The sequence below is a fragment of the Clostridium sp. AF19-22AC genome, assembly GCF_003479085.1.
Taxonomy (GTDB): domain Bacteria; phylum Bacillota; class Clostridia; order Lachnospirales; family Lachnospiraceae; genus Faecalicatena_A; species Faecalicatena_A orotica.
In genome coordinates, this window is record NZ_QUGN01000025.1 from 43,290 (window position 1) to 59,769 (window position 16,480).

Genomic DNA, 16,480 nt, shown 5'->3' on the forward strand with positions numbered 1-16,480 from the left:
TGCTTGCGGGAGTAAAGGAAGAGGAGTCAGATATGAAAAAAGTAAAACAGCTGTTACAGGCAGATTTGTCCAGCGTTATACTGCCAATCATTGTGATTTTTGCAATTTTGGCGGCAACGAGCGAGGGATTCTTATCTTCCTATAACATGTATTCGGTATTTCAGTCAGTTCCCATTTTTGTCATCGTGGGGCTGGCACAAATGGTTGTTTTATCACTGGGGCAGATGAACCTTGCAGTCGGTTCAATCGGAGTTCTGTCGAGTGTGGTTTTCGGAATTGCGATGCAGGAAGCCGGCCTGCCCGCTTCAATATGTATCATACTGGCATGCGGGGCGGGGCTGCTCCAGGGATTTCTGCAGGGGGTCATGGTAACAAAGTCCGGGATCAATCCATTCATCATTTCACTGGCACTTTTGAGTCTTTATAAGGGACTGGCGCTGGTCATCACAAGCGGGCAGCCGTTTTCCCAGCTGAGTGTGGGATTTAAGGAATTCGGAAACATGAAAATTGCCAACTTATTTCCGGCTACTATTTTTATAGCCATCTTAGTCAGTGTTGTTATGTACATTCTTATACGGTACCGCAGGCTTGGAAAGAAACTTCTGGCATGTGGGGCCAACGGAGTGGCGGCGGTTTATTCAGGTGTAAACTATGATAAAACGGTGATTGCCGGGCATTGTGTAAGTGGAGTGCTCTGTGCAATAGCAGCCATCCTCCAGGTGTCCAGATTTGGAAGCGTACAGCTTTCTATCGGGGATGACTGGATGCTGACTTCCTTTGTTGTACCCGTACTGGGAGGCACCCTGCTTTCAGGTGGAAAGGTAAATGTTATAGGAACCTTTCTCGGAGGTTTCCTGATGGTGCTGATCAATAATGCGATCGTTCTGTGGGGTGTAAGTTCCTACGCCACAAATGCGGCTGTCGGTATCATTCTCCTGCTGGCATACGAAGTAGACCGTATGCGGAAGAAGATGATGACAAATCAGGCGAAAAATGCTGTTGAGAGGGAGGGGTAGTTATGGATTTCAAAAAAATCAGGAAATCAAACGCATTTAGTGTATCCATCATTATCCTTTGTATGATTCTTGGAATGTGTGTGATAAAACGAAATTATTTGTCGGCGGATAACATTAGTGCACTGTTAAAGGTACTGGCAGTTACAGCTCTTGTTGGAACCTCCCAGATGATCAGTATTGCAAGCGGGGGAATGAACGTATCTATCGGGGCAACCGGAGCCATGTCAGCGATTTTCAGCGGCCTTCTCATGCAGAATGCCGGGGTGCCGGTGGCGCTGGCCATCCTGTCCGGGCTGCTGACAGGAGCCGTCTGCGGCGTAATCAACGGGCTTCTGATTTTCCGAAACGGTGGAGTCGGTGTGGCAAGCTTTTTGACAACACTTGCTACAAACTCCGTATTTACGGGAATTATTTATATGATTACGACAGGACATGGTGTCAGCAAGATTCCGCGCGCCTTCATTGCAATTGGAAACACAAAGCTGGGTGCGGTTCCGACGTCGGTGGTGATTATGCTGGTCATTTTGACTCTTGTATATATCATGTTCCGGTATACAAGCCCGGGAAGGCAGATTCTTGCATTTGGCGCGAATCCGAAGGCGGCCGAACTATACGGGATATCAAGATTCCGCACGATTCTGCTTGTGAACATTCTTGCGAGCGTGATTGCAGCAGTGGCAGGAATGCTTGTCGTCATGAGGGTAGGAACGGCACAGCCCGATATCGGTTCCGACTGGATGCTGAAATCCTTCGCCGCACCGCTGATTGGCGGAACGAGACAGGCAGGAGGAAAAGTAGTCGTATTCGGAGTTATTCTAGGAGCCCTGGTACTGACAATCATAGAAAATGCCCTGGTCCACCTGAGCGTAGATGTTTACTGGACCGAACTGATCAATGGCGTGGTGATTATCGTGATTATGGCCCTCGACCGGGTGCGTGCAGTGAGGAAGTAGGAAGGATAAGGTGAGACACATGTCTGAATACATATTAGAATTAGAAAACATCACCAAGATTTTTCCGGGTGTAAAGGCGTTGGATGATGTATCGTTCAAAATAAAAAAGGGGGAAATCCATGCGCTGGTTGGAGAAAACGGTGCAGGAAAATCGACCCTGATCAATATTATATCCGGTGTATTTGAGCCTACAAAGGGGCAGGTTAAAGTAGACGGGAAGGCAGAACACATTGTGAATCCGGGCCGGGCATTTGAACTTGGTATCGGCGTAGTGCATCAGGAAAGAAATCTGATCGATACCTTCAATATTGCTGAAAACATATGTTTTATGGATGTATCAACCGGGAAAACGAAATTCGTTGATAAAGCTGCCATGCATAAAAAGGCCCGGGAAGCGATGCAGCGCGTTGGTCTGGAACTGGACCCGGAACAGGGGATCGAGGAACTTACCTCAGGGAAAAAACAGATGTTAGAAATCGCCAGGGCAATGTGTATGGACTCCAAAGTCCTGCTTTTAGACGAGCCGACCGCATCTATTTCACTGACAGAGGCGGAGATTCTTCTGAAAACGGTGAAGCAGCTGAGGGAGGAAGGCGTCTCTATCATCTATATCAGCCATAAGCTGGAGGAAATCTTTGAAATAGCTGACAGTATTACTGTCATCCGGGACGGCAAAAATGTAGGGCAGACGCTTCCGGCGGATACACTGGATAAGGATAAACTGATTGAACTGATGGTTGGGCGCAGGCATGTTATAGAGACTTATGCGGTGAGAGACTTCAAGGATGCCCCCGTCGTACTGGAGGCAGAAGGGATCAGCAGTAAAAAGAACCCTATACCAAAATCATTTTCTCTGAAGAAGGGCGAAATCTTAGGATGGTATGGACTGGTAGGTGCAGGCAGAACGGAATATGCACGGGAGATCATAGGTATCGACCCTGTCAGAAACGGGACATTGAAGGTGAATGGACAGCCTGTCAGGATCAGCAGTTATGAGGAAGCTTTCCGGAAGCATAAAATATGCTATATTTCCGAGAACCGGAAAGAAGAAGGACTCTTTCTGCAGCACAGCATAACCGATAATATCGGGATCATTGCCCTGAAAATGATATGCAGCAAAGCCGGATTCATTTCTTATAAAAAACAGAATGATATAACAGAAAAATACAAAAAATCTCTCAGCATCAAGGCGAAAGACATCTTTGTAGAAACGGCAAGCCTGAGCGGGGGAAACCAGCAGAAGATATGTATTGCGAAGGGGCTGTGTGTAAATCCCGAAATCATGATCATAGATGAGCCCACCGTGGGTATTGATGTCAACACAAAGGGTGAGATCCATAAACTGATTTACGGGCTTTCCGGTCAGGGGATTTCCGTCATCGTGATCTCCTCAGACATGGGGGAACTGGTGGGACTTGCAGACCGGATTGTTGTGTTTAAAGATAATGAAATCAAAGGTGAACTTGAGAACAGTAAAGATTACGGAACAATGAGCACTAAAGTAATGGGAAGTATTTTATTATAGTGATTCAGGCAGAGATGGAGGAAGAAACGGCCGTATTCCACCATTTTGCATAGAGGAACCCGGTGTACCCGAAGATACAGCAGGCCACACCGGCGGGTATGAAGTTCAATGTCAAAGTAAAGGAGAAAAGATATGAAAAAGAGAATCATCAGTATATTATTAAGCATCGCAATGGCAGCAACATTGGTAACAGGGTGTTCAGGCGGTAAAAATGCGGATACAGACGGCAGTAGTTCAGATTCAAAGGAACCATCAGCGGCTTATGGTGAAAGCGTCTGGAAGGATGTCGTTGATTACGGACCGGCAGACGGGAAAACGGATAAGGACTACGCCTTCGGAGGTGTATTCGGAGCCATCAATTCCTATAGTGACCCGATGCAGGGGGCCGCAGATGAGGCGGCTGAAGAACTGGGGATTCCTTCCACACAGTTCGACGCCCCCAAAGACTGGGTTCAGAATGACCAGAATACCATCCTCGACGGACTGATTGCGAAAGGACTGAAGGGCATCTACATGATGACCTCTGACCCGGTCGCCGGAAATGAGCAGATTTCCAAGATGGTTGGTTCGGGTGTGCCAGTCGTATGTGTGGGAGGTTCACCGGACACCCCTTCAGAAGCAACGCTTACATTAGCAACGGATGTTTATCAGGCATCTTATGACGGAACCATAAACCTGATCGAGGCAATGGGCGGGAAAGGCGGAGTTGTCGGCCTGTGTGGTGCGGTAACAGATACAAATACCCAGTCCAGGATGAAAGCCATAGAGGACGCTTGTGCAGAGTATCCTGACGTCAATCTTGTGCAGATTATCGGTGACATCGATGAGTCTGAAGCATCTGTGACAGCAGTAGAAAACATTCTGGCTGCTAAAGGCGACCAGATCAATGGGTTTATCAGTACATGCTATTACCCTTCCGTAGCGCTGGCAAGTATACTTTCCGAAGATAAATACAGTGAGATTCATGCCATCGGATGCGACACTGACGAAGCCGTCCTCGATGGAATCAAAAGCGGCGCACTGGACGGGACCATGTCACAGAACCCGTGGGGACAGGCTTATCTGGCAACAGTAACCCTGAAAATGCTGACAGACGGCTGGACATACAAAGACAGCGAAGAATTTCTGATTGATTCAGGCTCCTTCTATATTACTTCAGAGAATGTAGACAAGGTAGAAGAGACTCAGAAAGAAGCAACGATGGAAATCGCAAAAACATGGGCAGACAAGTTTGAAGCTCCTGCCAAATAAGCAAAGCAGACAGGAAGGAAACGTTATGAAACGTGTTGGCAGAATTGTAAAATTAAAACCACAAATGAAAGAGCGGTACATCCGGCTGCACGCCGATCCCTGGCCCGAGGTCACAGAAGCGATCCATATTTGCGGAATCAGAAACTTCTCAATTTACGTAAAAGGAGAAATCCTGTTTTCTTATTTTGAATATGTTGGAAATGCATATGAAGATGATATGAAAAAGCTGGATGAACTAACCGCAGAATGGTTAAAAGAAACCGACAAGTGCCAGGAACCCGCGGATCCGGCGGAAACAGACGGACTCTGGAGCACAATGGATGAGATTTTTTACCAGGAATAGGCATAAAAGGAGACATAAGTAAGTGAAAAGATCAGAGATCAATCAGGCAATAAAAACGGCAAAAGAAGCACTGGATGCGATCCATTTTAAACTCCCGTATTTTGCAGAATGGGGAGAAAAAGAATGGTTGGAGAATATAAGTAAGGCAGACAATATCAGAGAGGTCATGCTGGGCTGGGACGTCACTGACTTCGGCAGCGGAGATTTCAAACATACCGGAGCCGTATTATTTACAATAAGAAACGGCAACCTGTATAATCCAAAGGCTGGTGTCCCATATTGTGAAAAGGTAATCGTATTTGACGATGATGAAAAACAAGTTATACCGTTTCATTACCACAATAACAAAACAGAAGACATCATCAACCGGGGCAACGGAATCATGGAGATAGAACTCTACAACTCCACAAAAGACGGCAAAATAGATTATAACACAGAAAATGTGGAAGTCTATATGGACGGAATTCTCTACACAGTGAAGGCCGGGGAAATCCTGGAGATCACTCCGGGAAACAGCATCACCCTGACCCCGGGGCTGTACCACAGATTCGGTGCAAAACAGCACGCCGGGAATCTGGTAGCGGGGGAAGTATCAAAGATAAATGATGATAATCTGGATAATGTATTTGCAGAAGAGCAGAAACGCTTCTCCGAGATAGAAGAGGACGAAACTGTACTGCATCCACTGTGCAATGAATATGACAGAATAGAAAACCTGAAGTAATCGCAGACGGACCGCAAAGGGGTCAGACCCTTTTGCGGTCCGTTTTCAGAATTGTGTTTACACTTTTTGGAAATACACAAAATCTAGATGTGGAGATGCACGTTAAATACTATCATATGTATTAATAATCAGATAATTATATACAAATAATACAATTAAAAATTTATTTATTTAAAATAATAAAAATGTGTTGACAAATAAAAACTCATATGCTAAGATAAAGTCAATCCAAAAGAGATACAAAAATAAAAAACATCTCAAAGGATATTATCTATTGAACATAAATAAAAATGTTCAGATGGATTAAAATACTAGCTTAAGGAGGCAGAGGTCCAATGGACAATTTAACATCAGTTATAATTCAATATGTTAGTGGTACGGCAGATGGAAGTTCCTGTGAAGAAGAGACCTTTACCATTAAAAGATAAAGGAATCCAGTAAAAGATGAATGAAAAGGAATTGATCGGAGAGTTCGTAAAAGCTGGATGATAATAAAAAGATTTAACCATTTGCAAACGTATTGAATATAGATACCACATATAACAGAATTCCTAGTAATGTGTAAAGAAACATGAAAAAGGATGTCAGTTCATAAAAAATATACACAGTTATAGAAGAAATAGCTAAATAAGTTTTTGGAATATTGTTAAACAATACTGCGGAAGCTGAACGGTTATAGGATGAATAACTCAAGGTTATATTTTGAAATATGAACGGATACCAGGAACGAAAGGGAATGGATTCTAGTTATTCATCGATTTGTTATATTGTAAGACAGGAGGTTTAATAAGCCAGTCTTAGTGAACAGACTGAAATATCAATTAACAAAGAGGTAAAGGTCTTACAGGAACATAAATCAAAACATTCCTCCGATTTATAAAATAAATAGAATGAAAAAATTAAATAAATCTTAAAATGCATCTTCAATGTCAATTGAGGATGCATTTTTTTGACATTGAGAAGTGCTTATGGTAAACTAAGGACAGAATTATCTCAAAGTGTGCGTATACAATATCGTGCAGCCTTTACTGCACGCCCGCCCGAAGTCAGTGAATAAACAGGTACGGTAAATGACTTGTGATTTTCAGAAATCCTAAGATGTTTACTGCCGACGGGGCATGAATTACGGGGTGCTTGGAGAGTATAAATAATATTACATTACGAGGTGAGTGCAGTGGATAAGTACGAATATAAGTTAAAGACAGAACAGATGCTTGAACTTATGGAAAACGGTGCATACAACAGGGCAGCGGAGATTGCGGATGCCATTGACTGGAAACGAGTCAGAAACGCTACGATGCTGACGAATGTCAGTGATATCTATGAGAAAAACGGAGATTATCAGAAGAGCTATGAAGTTCTGAATATTGCTTATCATCGTGCAGAAGGAAGCAGAAAAGTGCTTTACAGGTTATGCACACTGGCACTTAAGACCGGAAATGTTGATGAGGCGATTGATTATTATGATGACTTCATTCAGGTAGCGCCAAAGGATCCGAATCAGCATATTCTGAAATATAAGATTTTAAGGGCCCGGAGAGCTCCGATTGAACAGCAGATCGAAGCACTTGAAGAGTTTAAAAAGGCAGAGTATCTTGAAGAGTGGGCGTTCGAACTTGCCAAATTATATCAGGAAGCGGGAATGACGGCGGAATGCCTGGAAGAATGTGATGATCTGATACTCTGGTTCAGCGAAGGCAAGTTTGTTTATAAGGCGATGGAGTTAAAGATGCAGTATAAGCAGCTTACACCATCACAGCAGGAAAGGTATGACCGCAGATATGAGAAACTGGAATCAGAGACGGTAGAGATTCCTGATTTATCTGAATACCAGATGCGTAATGAAGAGAAAGAAAATACCCTGTTGGACAGGGAAGAGCTGGATAAAGAACGTGAACGTGAAATACTCCGTAAGAGAGAATTAGGCGATCAGGCACCACCGGAGGATTCTGAAGAAGAAACACCAGACGATGATGACGTTCAGGAAGAAGAACCTGAGACCGCAGAGGAGACTGGGCCGGAGGAAGCAGCAAAGGAGCCGGAGGATGCTGAACCGGAAGAGGAGCCAGAGGTAGACGAAACGGTCAAGAAACTGGAAGAAAAGGGCATTGGCAGCAGGATGAAGCTTGAGGATGCACTGAAGAGCCTGCTCCATCCAACCACCGAGGAAGCTGAAGAAGACCCGGACGAGGATGAGGAAGAAGAAATGCCTGAGCTGGAGGCTGCTATAGAAGAGATTGAGAATGTGATTGATCTGGAACTGGTTAACGAAATCACAGGAAAGCCAGAAAAAGAAGGAATCCGGTTTGATTCCGATCTGGAAGAACTAAAAGCAGAGCCATTGGAAGAGCTGCCGGATGAAGATGAGGGCGTAGGATCAGAGCCTGATGAAACCGAAGCACTTGAGGATATTCCAGATGAAGTTCTGGAAGAAATCGAGGAAGCTCAGGGTGGAATAATTGGCACATCTCAAGATACTCAGGAAGCATATGAAGAGTCGGAAGAGGAAATTTCTGAAGAAGATATTGCAGAGGCCGGAGTATTTTCAGAGGAATATTTAGTAGAGGAAGAAGAACTTCCGGAGGAGTATCTGGAAGAGGAAGAACTTCCGGAAGAATATCTGGAAGAAGCTGAAGAACTTCCAGAAGGAGAGGCAGAGGAGCTTGCGGATTCCGAAGAAGCAGATGACTATGATGAAGCCGAAGCGTATATAGAGGAATACTCTGAAGAAGAGGAAGAACTTCCTGATGAAGAGTATACGGAAAATATTTATCCAGAGGAAGCGCTTTCAGAAGAATATTTGGAAGATATAGAAGATTTGAGTGAAGAGGATTCAGAAGATATTCAGGAAGAAGTAGTTTATCCCGAAGCTGAAGAAGAACTTGTGGAAGAAGATTTCGAGGAAGGGGAGGAACTTCCAGAAGAGGAACCATATCCGGAGGAGAATGAAGAATTTCCGGAAGAATCTGCAGAAGAGATTGAAGAAGTAACTGATTCTTTAGAAACTGATTCTGAGCCAGTAATTGCTTCTGAGACAGAAACACCAGAAGTACCGGAAATGTCAGAAATAACGGAAGCACCTGAAATGCCAGAAACACCTGAAATACCGGAAGTACCTGAAATGGCAGAGGCGCTGGAGGGTGAAGAAGGAATAGAAGAAGTCGAAACAGCAGAAAATATAAAACCAGAAAGTAAGAAGCCGGCAGAAGAAGAACAAATAGAAGGTCAGCTCAGTATTGAGGATATTATGAATGACTTGAAAAATGAGTCGGCGGAAGAGGTAGACATGGGAGATAATAAGAAAAAGGCGGAGCCGATTTTGCCGCCTGATATCCAGCGTATGATTGATGAGATTGAAGGTGTGCTGCCGACAGAGCCAGAAGAGGAGCCGGTGCGTCCGATCAGGAGAAGGGGAGATGAACGCCGCGATAACATGGGGGCGATTACACAACAGCTCAGGATAGATGATATTGCTGATTATCTGGCCGCTACAGATGACGAGACCTATATGGACGACCTGCCGGAAGAGATTGATGCCGATGCATATGAAGACGAGTATGCTGAAGACTACACCGGTGAGTATGAGGATGAGTACTCGGGGGAGGAAGCAGCTGACGAGTACAGCGACGGGTATGCTAAAGAAGAATATGCTGACGGGTATGAGGACGAGTACGAAGAGGAAGAATACGCCGATGAGTATGAGGATGAGTACACGGAGGAAGAATATGCCGATGAGTATGAGGACGAGTACGCGGAGGAAGAATACGCTGATGAGTATGAGGACGAGTACGCGGAGGAAGAATACACCGATGAGTATGAAGACGAGTATGCGGAGGAAGAATACACCGATGAGTACGAAGACGAGTATGCAGAGGAAGAATATACCGATGACGAATATGATGCCGCAGATGGATATGAAGAGGATTATGGTGATATAGAGGCGAGCTTCGAGGAAGAGTTCCGTCCGAATCCAAAGCATGCGAACGAGCCGGATGACAGGGAGATTCCGGATGAAGATGACGGAATGGACATTTTATCCGCTACAACGCCGTTGAGCCGTAAGGAAACAGCGAAACTGATTGCTACAGGAAAGACCTCTCCGCTCCCTCTGGATGAGATTTCAGATGCCCTCTCTTTATCAGATACAGGGTTTGTAGTTCATGGCCGTTATGATCTTGCAGCTCAGAGCGGGATCGGAACCAGGGCAGGCCTTACAGATGAGCAGAAGAAATTGTTCTCTTACTTTGTTCCGGTAAGAGGTATGAGCGAACAGCTTGTGGATGTTCTGGAGCAGGACCGCAACTGCACGAACAGGGAGGGAACTTCCAGAACAGGAAATCTCCTGATTATCGGTAATAAAGGAAACGGTAAGACGGTGCTGGCCGTTGATGTTGTAAAAGCCATTCAGAAACAGAGAAATATCCGTCAGGGCAAGGTCGCTATTGTAACCGGTGATTCTCTGAATAAGAAGAAGATTGGTGATATCTTCGCAAAATTATACGGCGGTGCTTTGATTATTGAAAAAGCTTCTAAGATGAATGAAAAGACAGTTGCCCGGCTGAATAAGGCAATGGAACGGGACACCGGAGAGATGCTGATTGTTCTGGAGGAGCAGAGAAAGCCTCTGGACCGCCTGCTTTCTTCCAACAGAGAGTTCCGCAGAAAGTTTACAAGCCGTCTTGAGGTACCGATTTTCATCAATGATGAGCTGGTAACTTTTGGTCAGACTTATGCACAGGAGAATGGATACCGGATCGATGAGATGGGAATCCTGGCACTCTACAGCAAGATTGACACGCTTCAGAGAGAAGACCATGCAGTAACTGTTGCAGAGGTCAAGGAAGTGATGGATGAGGCGATGGCACATTCACAGAAGGCGTCTGCGAAGAAGCTTGTAAAACGTGTATTTGGTAAAAATACAGATGACGCTGACAGAATTATCCTGTCAGAAAAAGATTTTAATATTTAAGAATTTTATGGCAGGCAGACCCGTTTGGATCTGCCTGTTTTGCATATGTATTTCATTTTCCTATATGCGGCGGATTTCTCTTTCCTTTTTACTCTATTTCAAGTATAATTGTACATATAAAAATACGATTTGTGAGGTGGGCTTATGGGAAAGACAAAGACCGTACAAAAGAAGGTGCAGCCTTATGAGATTGGGGAACTGGACCAATATCTCTTCGGGCAGGGCACACACTATGAGATTTATAAGAAGCTTGGTGCTCACAAGGTAAAAGTAAGGGGAAAGGAAGGCGTTTATTTTGCAGTCTGGGCCCCGAATGCGAGACGTGTAGCTGTGGTCGGTGATTTCAATGAATGGGATTTTGAGGCAAATTATATGGAGCGCCATGATCCCGTCGGTATTTATACCTGTTTTGTTCCCGGGGTTAAGGAAGGCGAGTTATATAAATACTGTATAGAGACCGAGAAGGGCAAGCGGATATTCAAGGCAGACCCGTTTGCTAATTATGCGGAGCTGAGGCCGGGTACGGCGTCCAGAATTACGGATATCTCCCACCTTGACTGGACAGACAGCGAGTGGATGACGGCACGGGAGAAGTGGGACTGCAGGGTGAATCCGATGTCTATATACGAAGTCCACTTAGGGTCATGGATGAGACATCCGGGCCGTGAGGATGAAGGGTTCTATACATACCGCGAGTTTGCGAAGGAAATCGTGAAGTATGTTAAAGAGATGGGATATACACATGTAGAACTGATGGGGATGGCAGAGCATCCGTTTGACGGATCCTGGGGATATCAGGTGACGGGATATTATGCACCGACAGCCAGATATGGCACTCCGGAAGATTTTGCATATATGATCAATTATCTTCATCGGAATAAGATCGGTGTTATCCTAGACTGGGTACCGGCACATTTTCCAAAGGATGCACACGGACTCGCCGACTTTGACGGGACACCTGTCTTTGAGTATGCAGATCCGAAAAAGGGAGAGCACCCGGACTGGGGCACGAAGATCTTTGATTATGCAAAACCGGAAGTCCAGAACTTCCTGATTGCCAATGCGCTGTTCTGGATTGAGCACTATCATGTCGACGGACTGCGTGTTGATGCGGTAGCATCCATGCTTTATCTGGATTATGGCAAGCAGGACGGCCAGTGGGTAGCGAATAAGTATGGTGGCAACCAGAACCTGGAAGCAATTGCGTTTTTCAGACATTTGAACTCTGTTGTCCTTGGCAGAAACCACGGCGCGATGATGATTGCGGAAGAATCCACTGCGTGGCCAAAGGTAACCGGGGCTCCGGAAGATGACGGGCTTGGATTCAGTTTGAAATGGAACATGGGATGGATGCATGATTTTACGGAGTATATGAAGCTGGATCCCCTGTTCAGGAAGAACGCACACTACCAGATGTGTTTTTCGATGGAGTATGCATATGCAGAGAATTATATTCTTGTGCTGTCCCATGATGAAGTGGTGCACTTGAAGTGTTCTATGATTAATAAGATGCCGGGAGTCGGGTTTGATAAGTTTGCCAATCTGAAGGCCGGATATGCATTTATGATCGGGCATCCGGGGAAGAAGCTTCTCTTCATGGGGCAGGAGTTTGCCCAGTTGCGCGAGTGGAGTGAAGAGCGTGAGCTGGACTGGTATCTGCTTGCAGAAGAGCCTCACCGTCAGCTTCAGAATTTTTACCGTGATCTGCTGCATCTATATAAAAAGAATAAGGCCCTGTATGAGCTGGATAATGATCCGGACGGATTCGAATGGATCAATAAGGATGACACGTTCAGGAGTATATTCAGCTTTGTAAGGCATTCTAAGGATAAGAAGAAGAATCTTTTGTTTGTTTGTAATTTCACGCCGGTTGAACGCCCGGATTACCGGGTCGGAGTGCCGAGAAGGAAACAGTATAAGCTGATCCTGAACAGCGATGACGCCAGATACGGTGGCAGCGGGGAAGAGCGTCCATTGATTTATAAGGCTGTGAAGCAGGAATGCGACGGCAGGAATTATTCCTTTGCCTATCCATTGCCGGGATACGGGGTTGCAGTTTTCGAGTTTTAACGAAAATTTCAGAGATTATATAACAGGAAAAAAGGAGTGGTGATATTTACCATTCCTTTTTTGTTGGCAAAATAGCGATGTAGTGATTGACAAACATATAATTTATGTTATTATTTAATTATATTAATTAACAACGTTAAATATTGAAAGGAGAAGGTTATGAAAAAAGTTTTTGTGGTGTTTGCTTTTGTTTTATTCGTATCGTTGTTAACCGGCTGTAGCAAAAGTAATGATGTATCTGGCTGAAGGGATGCTGGCAGGTTCTGTGAAAGAGTAGGAGAAAAGGAGGACATGCATTGAAGGTTTATAACCCGACAGATATAGGGGACAGGAATAAGCTCTCCATATTACATACAATTAAGAATAATGATGGTATTTCCAGACAGGAGATCTCAAAGAGGCTGCACCTGAGTGCACCGGCAGTCAGTAATAATGTTGCGGCTTTGATTGAAAACGGAATTATTTATGAGACGGGCTGTGACGATACGAGTCTGGGACGGAAACCGAGACAGCTCAGTTATAAGGGTGACCTTTATTATGTGATTTCGGTAGAACTGATGCCGAAGAAAGTGCGCGGGGGAATTGCAGATTTATACGGGAACGTGCTGTACTGGGAAGAAAAAGAGATTACGATGGATCATGGGGCACAGGGCGTTCTGATCCAGCTGGAATATGTGATTGATAAGCTGATTGAGGATAAGAACAATGATGTCAAGATTATAGCAATCGCGATTGGAGTTCCGGCCCTTACAGGGCAGAACGATTTGAATGACCTTTTTTCTGCCTATCTGGATGACTGGAAGAACGTAGATCTGGAAGAGTATATTTACAGTAAGTATCAGGTAAAGGCAATTATTGTCAATGACGTTGAACTGGCGCTGATGGGGGAAAGGGAAAAAGGCGACGGGAAAGACCAGCAGAATATTATTTATATCAAATATGGGGATGGTTTTGCCGCCAGAGCCATTGTAGACGGGTATCTCTTAAAGGGACATAATATGGCGGCGGGTGAGCTGGGATATTATGCAGGTATGGAGGATGAGCTGACAGAAGGATTTGTCTGTCCGGGGCGGTTTGAGAGAGACGTCTGTGACAAGAGTTTAAAACAATATACCGGCAAAGAGAATCTGGATCTCGTAAAGCTCGAGAAGCTTGCGGCTAAAGGAGATGAAAAGGCAGCTGTAATTGTTAAACAGATTATTCGCAAGATCGCCGTTGTGATTGCCAATACGGTCCTTATGCTGAATTCGGAAGTCGTGATTTTAGGCGGGATGTCAGAGGCGTTTACTCAGGAGTACCTTTGCGAAATAAAAATGGTTCTGGAGAAGGTGTGCCCTTTTGTCCCTGAGGTAGTGGTGTCTAAGCTGGGAGTGAATGCGCCGGTGATTGGAGGCGTCAGGGTTGCACTGGATTATGCAGAGGAGCAGATTGTGATGCTCTGGAAATCATAAGTTGGAGGGTTCTATGGAAGGGAAGTTGAGCGGTGAGATTGCATCCTGTTATAAAAAACATATACAGGAAGAGGTGATGCCTTTCTGGGATGCAAGGTGTATTGACAAGGAGTGCGGCGGGTACCTGACCTGTTTTGACAGGCAGGGGAATCTGACAGATGATAAGAAATACGGCTGGTTTCAGGGGCGTCAGCTATATGTGTACGCACTCCTTTATAATAAGGTGGAAAAGAGGGCAGAATGGCTTGTAAATGCCAGACATGGGTATGAATTTCTAGTGAAGCATGTATACGCGGGAAACGGCCGGTGGAATTATATGCTTGACAGAAGGGGGCGGGTTCTTAGCGGGACGGTTTCTATTTTTTCGGATTTCCATATTATACAGGGAGTTGCGGAGTATTTGAAAATAGAAGTGGAAAGAACGAAGGAGGGGATGGAGCTGCTCAGTGAGTGCTTCGATGTAATGGAGCAGAACATGTTCGACCCTGAATTCAAGGACATCTATGAAAATACCTGGAGCCCTGTATTTATCTGGCATGATATGTACCTGATCTGTCTCGCGGCGACGGAAACCTGCGCGGAGGTACTGGGGCTTAAAAGAACGCAGAGGCTGCTGGGTGAATGCGTGGATAAGATTGAAAACTGGTTTGCCCGTGATCAGTATCAGGTGATTTTCGAGGCGGTGACGCGGGACAATGATATCTGTCTGGATACGGACAAGGGCCGGTTTGTGAATCCGGGGCATATGCATGAATCTGCATGGTTCTGCATAAAAGCCGGGGAGATGCTGAAGGATGAAGAGGTAGTAAGGCGTGGCGTGGAATTGGCCAGATGGGCCAACCGGGTCGGAAAGGACAGGGAGGACGGTGGAATAATTTCCTATGCAGATGCACTTGGGAAAACCCCGGAACCTATCGACTGGTTTAAAGAGACGAACTCATTGTGGAATGAGAAGGTGTGGTGGCCGAATGCAGAGGCGCTTGCTGCGTATGCGATTGCGTACAAGAGCTCGGGAGATGTTTTCTATCTGGAACAGTTTATGGAGCAGCATGAGTACTGCAGGGAAAATTTTTATGATGCCCAGTATGGTGAATGGTATGAACGCCTGACATATGATGCCCAGGTAAAGAACAGCGATAAAGGAACCCCGTGGAAGTGTGCATTCCACCTTGTGAGGGCTCTGGTATTCGTATGGGAAGCTTTTAAAGAAATGGAGGATTAGAATGTATTTTTTAGGGATAGACGGGGGCGGTACAAAAACAGAGTTTCTTTTGGTTCAGGAAGACGGATGCACAGTGTCCCGGAGAAGAAGCGGGACGATTTCATATAAGCAGATCGGGATGGAGGAATGCATTACTCTTCTGAAGGATGTCATCGGCAGCATGCTTGAGGGGATTGAAGAAGAGGTCAGTATTTGCCTTGCTTTTCCGAACTGGGGGGAATCGAGAGAGAATGATGCGCTTTTTGCCGGAAGATTGAGTGAGATAAGCAGGCATCCGATTCAGGTGGTGAATGACTGTGCAGCAGGATGGGCAGGGTCGCTTGCACTGCAGCCAGGGATAAATCTGGTTTCCGGGACCGGATCAATTGCCTATGGTGAGAGGGCAGACAGGAAGTCGGCACGTGCCGGAGGATGGAATGATGTATTTTCAGATGAAGGGTCCTGCGGCTGGCTCGGGAGGAGGACACTGGAATTGTTTTCTAAAGAGAGTGACGGCAGAGTGGAGAAAGGATGTCTCTTGAATCTGATGCGGGAACATTTTCAGCTGGAAAGCGATATTGATTTGATTGATATTTTTGATAACAGGCTGAAAGGCAATCGGACGAAAATAGCAGAACTGCAGAAGATTCTGCTTCGGGCTGCCGTGGACGGCGATGCGGCGGCACAGGGGATGTATGAAGAGGCGGCAAAGGAGCTGGCCCTGATCGTGTGTGCGGTTTATGATAAGTTAGAGTTTGAAGGAACAGTACCGGTTTCTTATTCCGGCGGCCTGTTCCATGCGGGAGATCTGGTATTAAAGCCGCTGCAGGAACAGCTTAAGGAGAAAAAAATCAGGTTTCAGATACCCCGTTTTTCACCGGCTCAGGGAGCCGTGCTTCTGGCAGCAGAGCAAGGGGGGAAGACGGAACAAGAGTTAGATAGTATTATGTCGGTTTTAGAAATGCAGGGTTAGTATA

At 45.4% G+C, this 16,480-nt stretch carries 11 protein-coding genes; all 11 read left to right on the forward strand.

What is annotated here, in order from left to right; genetic code table 11:
• Nucleotides 1–32: 32 nt before the first annotated feature.
• The 11 genes from DWX43_RS21855 (at nt 33) to DWX43_RS21905 (ending at nt 16,476) form a co-directional block, all read left to right on the forward strand.
• Entirely contained in the window at nt 33–1,016 is a 984-nt protein-coding gene (locus DWX43_RS21855) for an ABC transporter permease (RefSeq protein WP_118621859.1), read from the forward strand.
• Nucleotides 1,017–1,018: 2 nt separating this feature from the next.
• Nucleotides 1,019–1,969 (forward strand): ABC transporter permease, encoded by a 951-nt coding sequence (locus DWX43_RS21860; protein WP_118621860.1) that lies wholly within the window; start codon nt 1,019–1,021, stop codon nt 1,967–1,969.
• Between the two features lie 19 nt (nt 1,970–1,988).
• Nucleotides 1,989–3,494, forward strand: coding sequence for a sugar ABC transporter ATP-binding protein (locus DWX43_RS21865; RefSeq protein ID WP_118621861.1), 1,506 nt, complete (start codon nt 1,989–1,991; stop codon nt 3,492–3,494).
• A gap of 132 nt (nt 3,495–3,626) precedes the next feature.
• On the forward strand, nt 3,627–4,745 hold the full coding sequence (locus DWX43_RS21870; protein WP_118621862.1) for a sugar ABC transporter substrate-binding protein: 1,119 nt from the start codon (nt 3,627–3,629) through the stop codon (nt 4,743–4,745).
• 25 nt (nt 4,746–4,770) lie between these two features.
• Nucleotides 4,771–5,088, forward strand: a complete 318-nt coding sequence (locus DWX43_RS21875; protein WP_118621863.1) for an L-rhamnose mutarotase — start codon at nt 4,771–4,773, stop codon at nt 5,086–5,088.
• A 22-nt stretch (nt 5,089–5,110) separates the two neighbouring features.
• Nucleotides 5,111–5,812: a D-lyxose/D-mannose family sugar isomerase gene (locus DWX43_RS21880; RefSeq protein ID WP_118621864.1), complete on the forward strand. Its 702-nt coding sequence runs from the start codon at nt 5,111–5,113 to the stop codon at nt 5,810–5,812.
• 1,174 nt (nt 5,813–6,986) lie between these two features.
• Nucleotides 6,987–10,781 (forward strand): hypothetical protein, encoded by a 3,795-nt coding sequence (locus DWX43_RS21885; RefSeq protein WP_330582302.1) that lies wholly within the window; start codon nt 6,987–6,989, stop codon nt 10,779–10,781.
• 144 nt (nt 10,782–10,925) lie between these two features.
• Nucleotides 10,926–12,851: a 1,4-alpha-glucan branching protein GlgB gene (glgB, locus tag DWX43_RS21890; protein ID WP_118621866.1), complete on the forward strand. Its 1,926-nt coding sequence runs from the start codon at nt 10,926–10,928 to the stop codon at nt 12,849–12,851.
• A gap of 296 nt (nt 12,852–13,147) precedes the next feature.
• Nucleotides 13,148–14,302, forward strand: a complete 1,155-nt coding sequence (locus DWX43_RS21895) for an ROK family transcriptional regulator (RefSeq protein ID WP_109732828.1) — start codon at nt 13,148–13,150, stop codon at nt 14,300–14,302.
• Between the two features lie 13 nt (nt 14,303–14,315).
• On the forward strand, nt 14,316–15,524 hold the full coding sequence (locus DWX43_RS21900) for an AGE family epimerase/isomerase (RefSeq protein WP_118621867.1): 1,209 nt from the start codon (nt 14,316–14,318) through the stop codon (nt 15,522–15,524).
• Nucleotide 15,525: 1 nt separating this feature from the next.
• Entirely contained in the window at nt 15,526–16,476 is a 951-nt protein-coding gene (locus tag DWX43_RS21905) for a BadF/BadG/BcrA/BcrD ATPase family protein (RefSeq protein WP_109732830.1), read from the forward strand.
• Nucleotides 16,477–16,480 lie beyond the last annotated feature (4 nt).